Source organism: Acinetobacter vivianii (assembly GCF_014635885.1).
Classification (GTDB): domain Bacteria; phylum Pseudomonadota; class Gammaproteobacteria; order Pseudomonadales; family Moraxellaceae; genus Acinetobacter; species Acinetobacter vivianii.
Window position 1 is genome coordinate 178413 of sequence record NZ_BMDR01000002.1, and the last position, 15252, is coordinate 193664.

General features: G+C 41.9%; 13 protein-coding genes and 1 pseudogene. 8 read left to right on the forward strand and 6 right to left on the reverse strand.

What is annotated here, in order from left to right; genetic code table 11:
- Positions 1 to 9: 9 nt before the first annotated feature.
- The gene (locus IEV36_RS04660; RefSeq protein WP_005259426.1) at positions 10 to 1215 is read right to left on the reverse strand and encodes an acetyl-CoA C-acetyltransferase; all 1206 of its coding nucleotides are present in this window, start codon (positions 1213 to 1215) and stop codon (positions 10 to 12) included.
- 173 nt (positions 1216 to 1388) lie between these two features.
- Between IEV36_RS04660 and IEV36_RS04665 the strand changes: the two are divergent.
- Positions 1389 to 1568, forward strand: a pseudogene (locus tag IEV36_RS04665) (adenylate kinase); the annotation flags it as partial.
- 18 nt (positions 1569 to 1586) lie between these two features.
- Entirely contained in the window at positions 1587 to 2129 is a 543-nt protein-coding gene (locus IEV36_RS04670) for a P-loop NTPase family protein (protein WP_005259421.1), read from the forward strand.
- 88 nt (positions 2130 to 2217) lie between these two features.
- Here IEV36_RS04670 and IEV36_RS04675 read toward each other — a convergent pair whose 3' ends face one another.
- Both IEV36_RS04675 and IEV36_RS04680 read right to left on the reverse strand, forming a co-directional pair.
- On the reverse strand, positions 2218 to 2676 hold the full coding sequence (locus tag IEV36_RS04675; protein WP_005259417.1) for a GNAT family N-acetyltransferase: 459 nt from the start codon (positions 2674 to 2676) through the stop codon (positions 2218 to 2220).
- A gap of 95 nt (positions 2677 to 2771) precedes the next feature.
- Positions 2772 to 3785 carry an AraC family transcriptional regulator gene (locus IEV36_RS04680; protein ID WP_005259415.1) on the reverse strand — a complete coding sequence of 338 codons (1014 nt, stop codon included), beginning with the start codon at positions 3783 to 3785 and terminating at the stop codon, positions 2772 to 2774.
- A gap of 213 nt (positions 3786 to 3998) precedes the next feature.
- Between IEV36_RS04680 and IEV36_RS04685 the strand changes: the two genes are divergently transcribed.
- From IEV36_RS04685 to IEV36_RS04705, 5 genes are all read left to right on the forward strand, one after another.
- Positions 3999 to 5117 (forward strand): CaiB/BaiF CoA transferase family protein, encoded by a 1119-nt coding sequence (locus IEV36_RS04685; protein WP_005259414.1) that lies wholly within the window; start codon positions 3999 to 4001, stop codon positions 5115 to 5117.
- A gap of 144 nt (positions 5118 to 5261) precedes the next feature.
- The gene (locus IEV36_RS04690) at positions 5262 to 6485 is read left to right on the forward strand and encodes a carbohydrate porin (protein ID WP_171068052.1); all 1224 of its coding nucleotides are present in this window, start codon (positions 5262 to 5264) and stop codon (positions 6483 to 6485) included.
- A 145-nt stretch (positions 6486 to 6630) separates the two neighbouring features.
- Positions 6631 to 9036: a glucose/quinate/shikimate family membrane-bound PQQ-dependent dehydrogenase gene (locus IEV36_RS04695; RefSeq protein WP_005259412.1), complete on the forward strand. Its 2406-nt coding sequence runs from the start codon at positions 6631 to 6633 to the stop codon at positions 9034 to 9036.
- Positions 9037 to 9209: 173 nt separating this feature from the next.
- On the forward strand, positions 9210 to 10853 hold the full coding sequence (locus tag IEV36_RS04700) for a nitrite/sulfite reductase (RefSeq protein WP_005259411.1): 1644 nt from the start codon (positions 9210 to 9212) through the stop codon (positions 10851 to 10853).
- Entirely contained in the window at positions 10846 to 11331 is a 486-nt protein-coding gene (locus IEV36_RS04705; RefSeq protein WP_005259410.1) for a DUF934 domain-containing protein, read from the forward strand. The genes IEV36_RS04700 and IEV36_RS04705 overlap by 8 nt, the downstream gene beginning before the upstream one ends.
- A gap of 54 nt (positions 11332 to 11385) precedes the next feature.
- Here IEV36_RS04705 and IEV36_RS04710 read toward each other — a convergent pair whose 3' ends face one another.
- The 3 genes from IEV36_RS04710 to IEV36_RS04720 form a co-directional block, all read right to left on the reverse strand.
- On the reverse strand, positions 11386 to 11829 hold the full coding sequence (locus IEV36_RS04710; RefSeq protein ID WP_005259409.1) for a VOC family protein: 444 nt from the start codon (positions 11827 to 11829) through the stop codon (positions 11386 to 11388).
- Positions 11830 to 11961: 132 nt separating this feature from the next.
- Positions 11962 to 13137 carry a thiolase family protein gene (locus tag IEV36_RS04715; protein ID WP_004775399.1) on the reverse strand — a complete coding sequence of 392 codons (1176 nt, stop codon included), beginning with the start codon at positions 13135 to 13137 and terminating at the stop codon, positions 11962 to 11964.
- 111 nt (positions 13138 to 13248) lie between these two features.
- Positions 13249 to 13764, reverse strand: a complete 516-nt coding sequence (locus IEV36_RS04720; protein WP_005259407.1) for a GspH/FimT family protein — start codon at positions 13762 to 13764, stop codon at positions 13249 to 13251.
- 366 nt (positions 13765 to 14130) lie between these two features.
- Between IEV36_RS04720 and omp38 the strand changes: the two genes are divergently transcribed.
- Complete coding sequence (omp38, locus tag IEV36_RS04725; protein ID WP_005259405.1) at positions 14131 to 15189, forward strand: outer membrane protein Omp38; 1059 nt, start codon at positions 14131 to 14133, stop codon at positions 15187 to 15189.
- Positions 15190 to 15252: the final 63 nt, after the last annotated feature.

A 15252-nucleotide genomic window follows, 5' to 3' on the forward strand; every position in this document is an offset into this window, starting at 1 on the left:
TTGTGCTCCTTACACCAACTCAATAATGGTGGCGATCCCCATTCCACCACCCACACATAATGTGGCTAGGCCACGTTTTTTACCTTGACGCTCTAATTCATCAAGTAAAGTTCCTAAAATCATGGCGCCTGTTGCACCGAGTGGGTGGCCCATCGCAATTGCACCGCCGTTGACATTGACTTTCTCAGCAGGAACTTTGAGCTCATTGATAAAACGCATGACGACCGCAGCAAAAGCTTCATTGACTTCAAATAGGTCAATATCATCAATTGTTAAACCAGCTTTAGCCAGGGCTTTACGCGCAGCAGGGGCAGGGCCTGTAAGCATGATTGTTGGGTCTGTACCGACCAAGGCAGTTGCCAGTACTTTGGCGCGTGGTTTCAAGCCTTGTTCTTTGACTGCTTTTTCAGAAGCCAATAATACGACCGCAGCGCCATCAACGATGCCTGATGAGTTGCCTGCATGATGCACATGGTTAATTTTCTGTGCTTCTGGATATTTCTGTAATGCGACGGCATCAAAGCCCATTTGTCCCATCATTTCGAAGCTGGCATTCAGTTTTGCTAAACCTTCAACTGTAGTCGTACCTCGAATAAATTCATCTTTTTCTAAGATCATTACACCTGAATGGTCTTTAACAGGCACCACTGATTTGTCGAAATAACCGTTGGCTTGAGCCGCAGCTGCTTTTTGCTGTGAACTGACCGCAAAAGCATCGACATCTTCACGACTATAGCCATCTAAAGTGGCAATCAGATCAGCGCCAACCCCTTGTGGAACAAAAGACGATTTTAAGTTGGTTTCAGGATCAAGTGCCCACGGACCACCATCGGAACCCATTGGAATACGTGACATCGATTCAACGCCACCTGCAACGACGATATCTTCCCAACCTGAACGGACTTTTTGTGCTGCCAAGTTGACAGCTTCTAAACCAGATGCACAGAAACGGTTGATTTGCACACCAGCAACATCATCATTCCAGCCAGCTGCAATCGCTGCGGTTTTGGCAATATCACCGCCTTGGTCTGCAATCGGGGTGACGCAACCTAAAACGATATCATCTACTTTTGACGTGTCGAGTTGGTGGCGTTGTTGTAATTCATTCAATAATGATGTGAGTAAAGTAATCGGTTTGACTTCATGCAGTGAGCCATCTTTTTTTCCTTTTCCGCGTGGCGTGCGAATGGCATCAATAATGTAGGCCTCGCTCATAGGTTTTCCTTGTATCACCTTAAAATTGTTGTTTATCGAGTGTACTCAATTTAAGTGTCAGCGCAATGATGATAAACATTGGCAAGTTTGATGTTTTTCGCCAATCTAACGACTTGATTGAAAAATAGGTTTATCAATACACTAACCAACCATAAATAAAATATATTGATTAGATGAAATTCATTAATATTATTGGTACCACAGGTTCGGATAAGTCTACGTTTGCCCGAAAATTGGCAGACCAGCGAAAATTACAATACATTGAACTTGATAATTTACTCTGGCTGGATGACTGGCGGGAATCACCAGATGAAGCCTTATTCTTGAAGCTAAAAATCGCGATGGAAAATGCTTAGACTGGGTGGGGATAGATGAAATTTATTAATGTTGTAGGAACCTCTGCTTCTGGAAAAACAACCTTTGCCCGTCAGCTCGCTCAAAAGCTAGGGGTGGCACACATTGAAATGGATGATTTATTTTGGCTGGATGATTGGCAAGAAACATCTGATCAGGAGTTTTTTGCTAAATTACAAAGTCAAATTGATCAGGCAACTAGAGGATGGGTACTTGATGGTAATTATTCTCGAACACTAGATTTAAAGCTTAAATATATTGATACGGTTATTTGGCTGGATTATTCATTTTCATTGAACCTGTACCGCTCAGTTAAACGAGCAATTGCTCGCGCGGCAACACAAAAAAGACTATGGCCAAACTCGAATAATCGAGAAAGTTTCAAGACCAGCTTTCTGTCTAAGGACTCTATTATTTTATGGATGATCACCCATCACGCTAAAAATCGTAAAAAGTATTTAGCCATGAGCAAGGACCCTCAGTATCAACATATTCAATTTATTCGTTTAACTTCGCCAAAACAGACGGAAGCATTTTTAAAGCAGATGAAGGCAGAGTGATGCATATCAAAACAAAAGCCCTGTGCTTGTTCAGGCATCAGGGTAAAGTGTTATTGTCTTATGGTTATGACCCTGCTAAAGATGAAACTTATGATAAAGATAAGTGAAAGAACTGGTTATAGGGCGATTCAGTATATTCTGCAAACGCCGCGCCTTGAACAAAACCAAACTTTTTATAAAGGCTAATTGCAGCATTAAAGTGAACATCTTTGCCTGTTTCTAAACTGACGCGTTGATATTGACGTTGCTGAGCAACTTTCAATAAATACTCCAGCAATTGCTTTGCAACACCTTGACGTAAATGGTTGGGATGAGTCCGCATAGATTTGAGTTCAGCATGTTGAGGTGTCAGTTCTTGAATCGCGCCACAACCCAGAAGCAAATCGTTATTCCAAAGGGTATAAAAGCTTATAGAATCGTTTTGTAGATGAGAGAGATCTAATGCAAAACTATGTTCAATAGGTGTGTTCTGATGCAGGCCATGCAAATGGATGTGGATCAAATTTTGAACTTGGGGATGCGTGAAGTCGCCTTTTTTTATAATCATTGTTGTTCAAGCTTATCGTAAAATTAGGCTTGATTATTACCATAATTTTAAACAAGTGTTCAACCATATTAGGCTGAACACTTGTTTGGAAACAATTAGCTATGATGTCCGTGCAACTGACGATATAAGCCAGGTGTTACACCTGTCCATTTCTTAAAGGCACGGTGGAACGTACTGGTTTCACTAAAGCCGACTTGTTGTGCTACATCTTCAAGGGTGAGATTTGGGGTGAGCAATAAGTGAATCGCAGCATCACGACGCAAGGCATCTTTAACACCTTGATAGCTTTTACCTTCGGCAGCTAAACGACGACGCAAAGTTTGTGGTGATAAATACAACATTGCAGCAACATCGTTGAGTGTTGGCATTTCTTCGCCGATCTGACTCTTTAATACATCACGAATACGTGAGGTAAGCGAGTTAGTATTTTTAAATTTCACAAGAAGCTGGGCAGGTGCTGCTTTCAGGAATTCCTCTAAAGTCTTTTCATCTTGACGGATTGGCAGGTCAAGATAATCAGCAGCAAAGGTAATCTCTGTACGTGGCGCATCAAACTGCATCACGGGTGCAAAGAATAATGCATCGTATTCATCGGCATGGCTTGGGCGTTCATAACCAAAATGAACACGTTCTAAAGGTAAACGACGTTCGATTAACCATGAAGCAAGACCATGCCAAATCATTAGCATACTTTCAGTAATGAAATGGTCGGGATCTAAAGCTTTAGGAATATGGGGAACCAAACGTGCTTCATGCTTGTCACGTTCCAAGCTTACTGACCATTCATCTCCAAACAGTTTGTAGAATTGAGAGGAGAGTTCAAGTGCTTGTCCGAGTGTCTTGGAATGGATGATCAATTGACACATGATTGCGAATGTACCCAAGCGACGAGGCTGTACATCGAAACCAACGTGTTCGTCTTGGGTAACCATCCATAACATTTTTACAAAACGAGTGTACTGCTCAGGAGAGATTCGAGCTTTCGGTTGACGAAGTAATTCTGCTTCTATACCGACATGTGAAAGTAATGTTTCAACGTCCATGCCTAGGCGTTTAACACCTGTTAAAGCCGCATTCACGAAGTGGATGCTGATCGTATCACGGCTCATATTGAATCCTTCAGTTTCTTTACTATTCACGATAATTGACCTAAATAACCGTCTAAAATATCAAATTGAGCAATTGACAAGAAAAATATCTGCTCATTGTATACATGTTAAATTGCCGAAACTATCAAGGTAAATGGCTGAACATGACATTGTTTTTGTGTTTCTTCACACCTAGTATAAAAGAAAATTTGAACAAATTGAGTAAAAATTATCATGCCATCTGCTCTAAAGGGATTGAAAGTCCTAGATTTTTCTACTTTATTACCTGGGCCATTTGCCAGTATGTACCTTGCGGACATGGGTGCAGAAGTTATCCATGTTGAATCTCCAACACGTCCTGACTTGGTACGGATAATGCCACCCTATGCGAACGGACAGGCCACTGCACATAGTTATCTCAATCGAAACAAGCAGTCGATTGCACTTGATCTAAAAGATGCAGCCAATATCGAACTGATCAAAACAAAAATTTCCGAGTTTGATATTGTGCTGGAGCAGTTCCGTCCAGATGTCATGCGCCGTCTAGGACTGGACTATGAAACTTTAGCCGAGATTAATCCTCGTCTCATCTATTGTTCAATTACAGGATATGGCCAGACAGGCGCTTATAAAGATCGGGCAGGGCACGATATTAATTACTTGGCACTTGCGGGCATTTCCGGACACAGCGGTCGTCAAGACAGTGGACCACCACCCTTAGGGATTCAGATTGCTGATGTGGCTGGCGGATCGCTGCATGCCGTGATTGGTATACTTGCGGCTGTCGTTGAACGCCAACGCAGCGGTCTGGGACAATATATTGATATTTCCATGACAGATTGTGTGGCAAGCCTCAATAGTATGGCTGCTTCCGCAAGTCTGGCAGGGCAGACACCACAAGCGCCTGAGGCAGGCATGCTCAATGGTGCGAGTTTCTATGATTATTATGAAACCAAAGATGGTCGTTATTTCTCTGTAGGAAGTTTAGAGCCACAATTTATGGCTGGCTTGGCAGCTGCTTTAGAATTGCCTTTACTACTGGCAAAAGGTGCCTCTTTTGATCCAGAAGATCGTCAGGCGGTAAAACAAGCGCTACAAGATAAGTTTAAGACTCAGAATTTTTCAGAATGGCAACATTTGTTCCAGAGTCTGGATATTTGTGTAGAACCAGTTCTCAGCCTAGATGAGGCTTTGGATTCACCAATCGCTCAGCAACGCGACTGGGTTGTAGATGTCCCTGTATCTGAAAACTCCGATCAAACCGAAGCGCAATTGGCCTGTCCAATCAAGTTTTCTCGTTCTCAAATGAAGTATGCATTCATCGGTCAGGGGCTAGGTGAAGGCAAATGGTAGAAAATATGTGCGACTAATCACTGATTGTTAAAATATTGTACAGATTGTTAACATTTTGAATAAGTTGTAATTTAAAAATAAGAGTAACCTTTTATACACAATAACATAAAAGGTTACGTAAACATGACAATCTCGAAGTCATTGATTGTTTCTTGTTTATCCGTTCTATCATTGAGTCTTTTTGCACAACATACTCAAGCCGCTTCATCTGCCTTTGATCCGAATGGTCAATGGCTATTTGGTGATTGGAACGGTCAACGCACGGCGTTGCAAGAACAGGGTTACAAATTTTCTGCTGATTACACTGGTGAATTCGCAGGGGTTTTAGATTCTAAACAGCATTCAAGCCATGGCAGTGAATTTACTGGACAATTGGCTTTAGGTACACATTTCGATCTAAATAAAATTTTAGGTTGGCAAGATACAGAAGCACAGATCACGGTCACTTATCGTGATGGTCAATCTTTATCACAAACGGCTGATGCATTACAAGGCCATTTGAGTTCTACACAAGAAGTGTGGGGGCGTGGTCAAACTTGGCGTCTAACAGACTTGTGGATCAAAAAGAAATTTTTAGATCAAGCTTTGGATATTAAAGTCGGTCGTTTTGGCGAAGGTGAAGATTTCAACAGCTTTGACTGTGATTTCCAGAACTTGGCTTTATGTGGTTCGCAAGTGGGTAACTGGGTAGGCGACCAATGGTATAACTGGCCTGTGAGTCAGTGGGCATTGCGTGTGAAGTACAACTTACAGCCAGACCTATACGCTCAAATCGGGGCTTATGAATATAACCCTGAAAACTTGCAACGTGGTAAAGGCTTTAATTTAAGTACTGATGGTTCACATGGTGCGATTATTCCAGCCGAAGTGGTCTGGACACCAAAACTCGGTGCATTGTCTTTACCGGGTGAATATCGTTTCGGCTACTACTACAGTACGGCTGATGCAGCAGAAATTGAGAATCCTGCCAAAACTGGACACAAGCAAGGTGGCTGGTTCACTGTGAAGCAGCAGTTAACCCGTCATGATGGTCAGTCTGATCGTGGTTTAACTGGTTTTGTGAATGTCACAGTACATGATTCAAAAACCAATTCTGTCAAAGACATGCAAAATGTTGGCTTGATCTATAAAGGTTTACTTGACCAACGTCCGCAAGATGAACTTGCACTGGGCGTAGCACGTATTCATGCCAATGATGATGCAAATGGTTTGCTGGATGAGGAATATAACACTGAGTTGTATTACGGCATTCACGCAACCAACTGGTTGACGATTCGTCCGAATGTTCAGTATGTCCACCATGTTGGCGCATTGAAAAATGGCGATAAGACATGGGTTGGTGGAATTAAGTTCCAAACCGTTTTCTAATTTCGATACTCGAGCAATTTTGCAGATGGTGTTCATAAAAACGGACTGTATCTGCAAAATACTTGTTGTGATTTGAACTCAACCATCCAGTCGCTCATGTATGCGCTGGATGGATCTAAAAATACAAAAGATGCAAGGTGATCTTATGAATCAATCTGCTTCAAAATCTGGGCTAAGAACATTGACGGTGATTATTATCGCCCTCATTGCGCTGTTCTTGCTCATTGGCGGTATCTGGCTCGCTGCCATTGGCGGGTCTTTTTATTATGTGATTGCAGGTGTGCTGTTGCTCATTGTGGCAGTACAACTCTATAAACGTGCATCAGGCCCTTTATGGGTGTATGCCGCGCTCATGTTAGGCAGTGTGATCTGGGGTGTTTGGGAAGTTGGTACAGACTTCTGGGCACTTGCACCACGTCTAGATATTCTGGGTATCTTGGGTCTTTGGTTACTCGTTCCTGCGGTAACACGCGGTATTGATAATCTGGCATCAAGTAAAGTGGCCTTATCTTCAACTTTAGCGATTGCTATCGTGGTGATGGTGTACTCGATCTTTAATGATCCACAAGAAATCAATGGTGTGATTCAGACGCCTCAACCTGCACAAGCGAAAGCGGTTGAAGGCATTGCGCCTGAAGATTGGCCTGCTTATGGTCGTAGTCAGGGTGGTGAACGTTATTCTCCATTGACACAGATCAATGATAAAAACGTCAAAGATCTTAAAGTGGCTTGGACATTACGTACAGGTGATTTCAGAACTGAAAATGATTCAGGTGAAACCACTAACCAAGTAACACCAATCAAGATTGGCAATAACATGTTTATGTGTACACCACATCAACATTTAATCTCGATTGATCCTGCGACAGGTAAGGAAAAATGGCGTTTTGATCCTAAGCTCAAAACCGATAAAACCTTCCAGCATTTAACTTGTCGTGGCGTAATGTACTACGATGCTGCCAATACCACTGAATTTGCAACCAGTTTACAAGCGAAGAAGTCGACCTCAACAGAGTGTCCACGTAAAGTCTTTGTTCCTGTGAATGATGGTCGTTTGGTTGCAGTGAATGCAGATACAGGTAAGGCATGTTCTGACTTTGGTCAAAACGGTGAAGTGAACTTACAAGAGTTCATGCCATATGCGTATCCGGGTGGTTATAACCCGACATCTCCGGGTGTTGTGTCTGGTACGACCGTTGTGATCGCGGGTTCAGTGACCGATAACCATTCGAATAAAGAGCCATCAGGTGTTATTCGTGGTTATGACGTGAACACAGGTAAATTATTATGGGTGTTTGATACAGGCGCTGCTGATCCAAATGCAATGCCAGGTCAAGACACAACATTTGTGCATAACTCACCAAACGCATGGGCGCCACTTGCCTATGATGCAAAACTGGACATCGTGTATGTACCAACAGGTGTAGGTACGCCAGATATCTGGGGCGGTGACCGTACAGAATTGAAAGAGCGTTATGCAAACTCAATGCTGGCGATCAATGCAACCACAGGTAAACTGGTATGGCATTTCCAGACCACACATCATGATTTGTGGGATATGGACGTACCATCACAACCTTCATTGGCGGATATTCAGGATAAATCTGGTCAAACAGTGCCTGCAATTTATGTGTTGACTAAAACAGGTAATGCCTTCGTTTTAGATCGTCGTAATGGTCAGCCAATTGTACCGATTACTGAAAAACCAGTGCCACAAACAGTGAAGTGGGGACCACAAACCAAAGGTGAGTTCTACGCTAAAACTCAACCATTCTCTGACTTTAACTTAGCACCGAAAGATAAATTAACGGATAAAGACATGTGGGGTGCCACAATGTTTGACCAGTTAATGTGTCGTGTGAAATTTAAACGTCTGAATTATGATGGTATTTATACGCCACCTTCAGAAAACGGAACTTTAGTTTTCCCTGGTAACCTCGGTGTATTCGAGTGGGGCGGTATGTCTGTGAATGCTGATCGTCAGGTTGCAGTCATGAACCCGATTGGTTTGCCATTCGTAAGCCGTTTAATCCCAGCGGATCCAAACCGTGAGCCAGTTGCGCGTGGTGCGGGTACAGAACAAGGTATGCAACCGATGTATGGCACACCATACGGCGTTGATATCAGTCCGTTCCTGTCTCCATTCGGTTTGCCATGTAAACAACCTGGCTGGGGCTATGTTGCTGGTGTGGACTTGAAAACCCATGATGTAGTTTGGAAAAAACGTATCGGTACCATCCGTGACAGCTTGCCGAATCTATTCCAGTTACCACCAGTGAAAATTGGTGTACCAGGTTTAGGTGGTTCAATCTCGACTGCGGGTAACGTAATGTTCGTTGGTGCAACCCAAGATAACTACATCCGTGCATTCAATGTTTCAAATGGTGACAAGTTATGGGAAGCACGTTTACCAGCAGGTGGACAAGCAACGCCAATGACTTATGAAGCCAATGGTAAACAGTACGTCGTGATTATGGCGGGTGGACATGGTTCATTCGGCACGAAAATGGGTGATTATCTCGTGGCTTATGCTTTGCCAGATAAGAACTAATTTCATTTAAAAATGATAGAGAAAAGCTCAGATTCGTCTGGGCTTTTTCTTTTTATGGCAATTAGATAGGCTTATCAATAAAACCGTTATTAAATATGCAAAAAAAGCATTTTGTTGATGAATGAAAGCTCGCTATGCTAGTCGCCTTTATAATGAATGACTAGCCATACGCCATGTATTTATATACGGATTTCGATCAACAACTGATTAACCAACGTGTTGCTCAGTTTCGTGATCAAACAGAACGCTATTTAGCAGGAAAATTAACAGAAGACGAATATCGTCCACTACGTTTGCAAAATGGTTTATACGTGCAGCGTTATGCGCCAATGCTCCGTATTGCTGTGCCGTATGGCTTGATGAATACCAAACAACTCAGAAAAATTGCTGAAATTGCAACGGAATATGACCGTGGTTATGCACATGTTTCAACGCGTCAAAATATTCAGTTGAACTGGCCTGCATTAGAAAATGTACCTGATATTCTTGCTGAACTGGCAACAGTGCAAATGCATGCAGTACAAACTTCAGGTAACTGTATCCGTAATACCACCACCGACCAGTTTGCGGGCGTCGTAGCAGGAGAGATTGCTGATCCACGTCCAACGTGTGAATTGATTCGTCAGTGGAGTACCTTCCATCCTGAATTTGCGTTCTTGCCGCGTAAGTTCAAGATTGCAGTTTCAGCATTGCAAGAGAAAGACCGTGCTGCAACAGCATTTCACGATATCGGTGTATATCTGGTTCGTAATGACGCGGGTGAAATGGGTTATAAGATCATGGCTGGCGGTGGCTTAGGCCGTACTCCAATCATTGGTAGCGTCATTCGTGAGTTCTTACCACGCGAAGATTTAATTGCTTATCTTGAAGCGACCCTACGTGTATATAACTTGCATGGTCGTCGTGATAACAAATACAAAGCACGTATCAAGATTTTGGTGAAAGCATTAACACCAGAAGTATTTGCTCAAAAAGTAGAAGCTGAATTTGAACACACGCGTGAAGCTTTGAAAATTCAACCTGAAATCTTGAAAAAAATGGATGAAGAATTCACACCATTTGATTATCAGGATCTGGACGATCAAGACTTTACGGCTTTATTTGCTGAATATCCTAAATTCAAGCAATGGTTCAACGTCAATACCAATGCGCATAAAGTGAAAGGCTATCGTATTGTTACGATTTCCCTGAAACGTGCAGGGGTTGCGCCGGGTGATGTCACTTCTGAAGAAATGAACTTAATTGCCGATTTGGCGGATAAGTACACCTTTGGTGAGTTCCGTACCACACATGAACAAAACATTTCATTGGTGGATGTACCACAAAAAGATTTATTTGAATTGTGGCAAACGCTTGAACATCACAACATGGCACGTGCGCATATCGGCTTTATTACCGATATCATTTGCTGCCCAGGTGGTGATTTCTGTTCATTGGCGAATGCGAAATCGATTCCAATTTCAGAAGCGATTAGCCGTCGTTTTGAAGATTTAGATACCATCTACAATCTTGGTGAGCTTGATCTGAATATCTCAGGTTGTATGAATGCTTGTGGTCACCACCATGTCGGTAATATCGGTATTCTGGGTGTTGATAAAAAAGGTGCTGAGTTCTATCAAATCACTTTAGGTGGTCATGCAGATCATGATGCATCTTTAGGCGATATCTTAGGTCCGTCTTTTGCTGCCGATGCTGTACCTGATGTGATTGAGGAAATCTTGAATACTTACCTTGACTTGCGTAATGAAGGTGAGCGTTTTATTGATACCTATCGCCGTGTTGGCATTCAACCATTCAAGGAGCGTGCTTATGCTTAATACATCGCTACAAGTGCTTTCTAAAGATGGCACAATTGCAGACAATACTTATCAAGTCATTGCAGAAGATGGTGCGCTTCCACAAGGTGATGTTGTATTAACAACGGCACAACTTGATCAATTGGCACAGGTACAAGGCAAAAAAGCATTGTACATTACAGTAAACGATTCACCTGAAACCCATCAATTTCCACTCAATGAATTTGATGCAATCTTCATTGAATTTGCTGGTTTCAATGATGGTCGTGGTTATTCATTTGCTGCATTGTTGCGTCGTCAAGGCTACCAAGGCGAATTACGTGCGGTCGGTGATATCTTCAAGGATGTTCTAAATTATTTAAAACGTTCTGGCTTTGACACTTTTGTGGTGAAAGAAGGCAAGGATATTCATGAAGCCGCTGCTGGTCTTCAGGATTTTACCAATCCTTATCAGGCGTCAACTGCCGTACCTCAAGCAAGTTATCAGACTGGGGCTTAAGCCTTCTGAAATAAAAAAGCTGAACTTTGGTTCAGCTTTTTTATTTGATGTTGATTATTCATCGAGCTGACAATTGATCATCCATTTGATCCCGAACTGATCGGTAAAAGCGCCGTAGAGTGCACCCCAGAAGGTTTTTTCCAAGGGCATTTCAACTTGACCATTGACGGACAAAGCATCGAAAAGTCTTTGAGCATCCTCAAGTTCATCAGGATCTAGATTAATCGAAATATAATGATTATTGCCTTGGGTAAATACACTATGCGGGGCACAGAATTGATCGTTGATATCCGAGGCCATCAATACGGTAAATTCATTGATGGGTAGGGAAGCATGTAGAATCAAGTTTTTATCAGCATCAGAAAGTGTGATTCCTTCTGTGGGTGGCATATCACCATAACGGCTGAGCATGGCAAACTCACCGCCAAATACAGATTTATAAAAATTAAATGCCTGTTCGGTTTGTCCTTTAAAATTTAAATAATGATTGAGTTGCATGGGGGACGTCCTGTTGTTTTTTTATACAAAATATAACTTATCGGGAATTGCACTATAGGTGCATTATTTTTTGTAATTCTCAAAACAAAAAATCCTGCGCTTGGCAGGATTTTTGAGTCATCAAATTGATACTTAGATCAATTCAATTGCAACCGCTGTTGCTTCACCACCACCGATACACAACGCTGCAACACCTTTTTTGCCGCCTGTGCGTTTAAGTGCATGAATGAGTGTAAGAATGATACGAGAACCAGTAGAGCCAACAGGGTGGCCCAGTGCACAAGCACCGCCATTGATATTCACTTTTTCTGCATCTAATTTGAAATCATCAATTGGGCACATGGTAACCATTGCAAATGCTTCATTGATTTCCCAAAGGTCAACTTCTTGTGCATCCCAGCCCGCTTTCTTCAATACTTTTTCAATCGCGCCCACAGGTGCAATGGTAAACTCTGAAGGGTGTTGTGAGTTTGATGCAGTTGCAATAATTTTTGCCAAAGGTTGTAAGCCACGTTGTGCGGCAACATCACTAGACGTTAAGACCAGTGCAGATGCACCATCTGAAATTGAGCTGGCATTTGCTGCTGTAATCGTACCGTCTTTTGCAAAAGCAGGTTTAAGTGATGGGATCTTGTCAATTTTTGCACTAAGCGGTTGTTCATCTTGGTCAACAACCACATCGCCTTTACGCGTTGAAACCGTTACAGGCACGATCTCATCTTTAAAATAGCCTTCAGTAATTGCTTTTTGCGCGCGGTGTAAAGAACGAATCGCGAAGTCATCCATTTGTTCGCGAGTATAACTACGTTGATTTGCCATGTCCTGAGCAAAAGAACCCATCAAACGACCAGTTTCAGCATCTTCCAGACCATCTAGGAACATATGATCTTTAATTTCACCATGGCCCATACGGTAGCCACCACGTGCTTTAGGAAGAACGTATGGTGCATTGGTCATTGATTCCATACCACCAGCAACGACGATGTCTGCACTACCAGCCTTGATCATATCTGCTGCTTGCATCACCGCTTTCATGCCAGAACCACAAAGCTTATTAATGGTGACTGCACCTGTAGAATCTGGTAATCCTGCCTTACGCATTGCCTGACGAGCTGGGCCTTGTTTGAGACCAGCAGGTAATACGCAACCCATGATGACTTCTTCTACATCAGTGGGTTGTAGGCCAGAACGGGCAATTGCTTCTTTAATTGTTACTGCACCTAATTCAGGCGCTGTTACGCCAGAGAGTGCACCTTGGAAGCCGCCCATTGCAGTACGAGCGCCATTAACAATTACGATGTCAGTCATTATGTGTCTCCACACTTATAATTTATAAAAAATGTTCCAAACTTAAGCAGTATATTAAAAAAAGAACTGGAATAAAGCGTTTTACTTTTTTTAAGCTAGACTGAGGAGTTTTTAACAGCTGGATATTTTCTCAAAGCGAATATTTCCCATGCGGCTTAAGCGCATTTTACTGTGATAGTCAGGTGAAGTTGAACAATAGGTAAAGCTACCATTCGCTGCAAAGGGGAGTCCGTTTTCTCCCTGAAAAATGATCGCATAGGGTGTCGCACCAAAAGCACTATAATGTAGATGACCATATTTGAGATTAAGTGATACGGCAAAGAGTAAAGGTTCATTGTGATCTCGTTTTCTATTCTTATTGCTGTCAACGAAGCCGATAAAGCCCTTATTCCAGTCTTTGCTACAGTCAATCAGGTCATTACTTGGGCACAGCATCACATTTTTATGGTAAAGCTGTGCATCGGTTTTTGCTTTTTGTATGTGAATTGTGAGGTTTCTTTTTAAGTGATTTGCTTCACCTGAAACCATTAAGTCGCGAAAATATGGTAGGGCGATATAGCTAAGAATGGCCAGAATACTGATAATGATAAGCAATTCACCCAATGTAAATCCATGTGGTCTAAACATGTTTTTCCTGTCTATTTTTATTAACTTTTTTATTAACAATATGTTAAGCATAAACGTTATTTGTTTTAATAAAAAACACTAACAAATAAGTTAAATATTACTTAAACATAGATTGATAAACAATAATCTATTCGCCGATGTATGAAAATTGAAAATTTACGGAACTACAACGGAAATTGTAAGCAATTTTGTCAATAATTTACGAGGTTAAAGTTATCAAGCACTTGGAAAATTCATCAAGTGTTTGTATGATTCAAAGTGAAGTGAATGGCTTAAAAATAATGTTGTAGAACATTAATGTTCTCAGTACGAAAAATCATAGGCTGAGCTTACACAACAAACAATTGTTATCTCTGGAGGATATCCATGAAATTGAGTCGTATTGCACTTGCTATGCTTGTTGCTGCTCCTTTAGCTGCTGCTAATGCTGGCGTAACAGTAACTCCATTAATGCTTGGTTACACATTCCAAGACACTAAACACAATAATGGTGATAAGCATTTAACAAATGGTCCTGAAATTCAGGATGATTTATTCGTTGGTGCTGCATTAGGTATTGAGTTAACACCTTGGTTAGGCTTTGAAGCTGAATATAACCAAGTTAAAGGTGATGTTGACGGTACTGTTGCTAACGCTGAATACAAACAACAACAAATCAACGGTAACTTCTACGTTACTTCTGATTTGATCACTAAAAACTACGATAGCAAAATCAAGCCATATGTATTGTTAGGTGCTGGTCACTACAAATATAAATTTGATGATGCTACTGCTGCTGAATTCGGTCGTGCTGGTCGCGGTTTGAAAGAAGAAGGTACTTTAGGTAATGCTGGTTTTGGTGCTTTCTGGCGCTTAAACGATGCTTTATCTCTTCGTACAGAAGCTCGTGGTACTTATAACATCGATGAAGATTTCTGGAACTATACAGCACTTGCTGGCTTAAATGTAGTTCTTGGTGGTCACTTGAAACCTGCTGCTGCAGTAGTAGAAGTTACTCCAGTTGAACCAACTCCAGTTGCTCCACAACCACAAGAGTTGACTGAAGACCTTAACATGGAACTTCGCGTATTCTTCGATACGAACAAGTCTGACATCAAGCCACAATACAAGTCTGAAATTGCTAAAGTTGCAGAGAAGTTAGCTGAGTACCCGAATGCGACAGCTCGTATTGAAGGTCACACAGATAACACTGGTCCACGTAAGTTAAACGAACGTTTATCTTTAGCGCGTGCTAACTCTGTTAAATCTTCACTTGTAAACGAATACAACGTTGATGCATCTCGTTTGTCTACTCAAGGTTTCGCTTGGGACCAACCGATTGCTGACAACAAAACTAAAGAAGGTCGTGCTATGAACCGTCGCGTATTCGCTGCGATTTCTGGTAGCCGTACTGTTCTTGTACAACCAGGTCAACAAGCTCAATAATTTGAGTTTTTGAACTGAATAAAAAAGCGACTCGTTAGAGTCGCTTTTTTTATGGATAAAATG

Coding starts and splice junctions, on each gene's coding strand:
- IEV36_RS04680 (WP_005259415.1), bottom strand. CDS start 3,785: ATGAGCCGTGATACGATCAGCATCCACTTCGTGAATGCGGCTTTAACA.
- IEV36_RS04720 (WP_005259407.1), bottom strand. CDS start 13,764: ATGTTTAGACCACATGGATTTACATTGGGTGAATTGCTTATCATTATC.
- IEV36_RS04675 (WP_005259417.1), bottom strand. CDS start 2,676: ATGATTATAAAAAAAGGCGACTTCACGCATCCCCAAGTTCAAAATTTG.
- IEV36_RS04660 (WP_005259426.1), bottom strand. CDS start 1,215: ATGAGCGAGGCCTACATTATTGATGCCATTCGCACGCCACGCGGAAAA.
- IEV36_RS04710 (WP_005259409.1), bottom strand. CDS start 11,829: ATGCAACTCAATCATTATTTAAATTTTAAAGGACAAACCGAACAGGCA.
- IEV36_RS04670 (WP_005259421.1), top strand. CDS start 1,587: ATGAAATTTATTAATGTTGTAGGAACCTCTGCTTCTGGAAAAACAACC.
- IEV36_RS04695 (WP_005259412.1), top strand. CDS start 6,631: ATGAATCAATCTGCTTCAAAATCTGGGCTAAGAACATTGACGGTGATT.
- IEV36_RS04685 (WP_005259414.1), top strand. CDS start 3,999: ATGCCATCTGCTCTAAAGGGATTGAAAGTCCTAGATTTTTCTACTTTA.
- IEV36_RS04715 (WP_004775399.1), bottom strand. CDS start 13,137: ATGACTGACATCGTAATTGTTAATGGCGCTCGTACTGCAATGGGCGGC.
- IEV36_RS04705 (WP_005259410.1), top strand. CDS start 10,846: ATGCTTAATACATCGCTACAAGTGCTTTCTAAAGATGGCACAATTGCA.
- omp38 (WP_005259405.1), top strand. CDS start 14,131: ATGAAATTGAGTCGTATTGCACTTGCTATGCTTGTTGCTGCTCCTTTA.
- IEV36_RS04700 (WP_005259411.1), top strand. CDS start 9,210: ATGTATTTATATACGGATTTCGATCAACAACTGATTAACCAACGTGTT.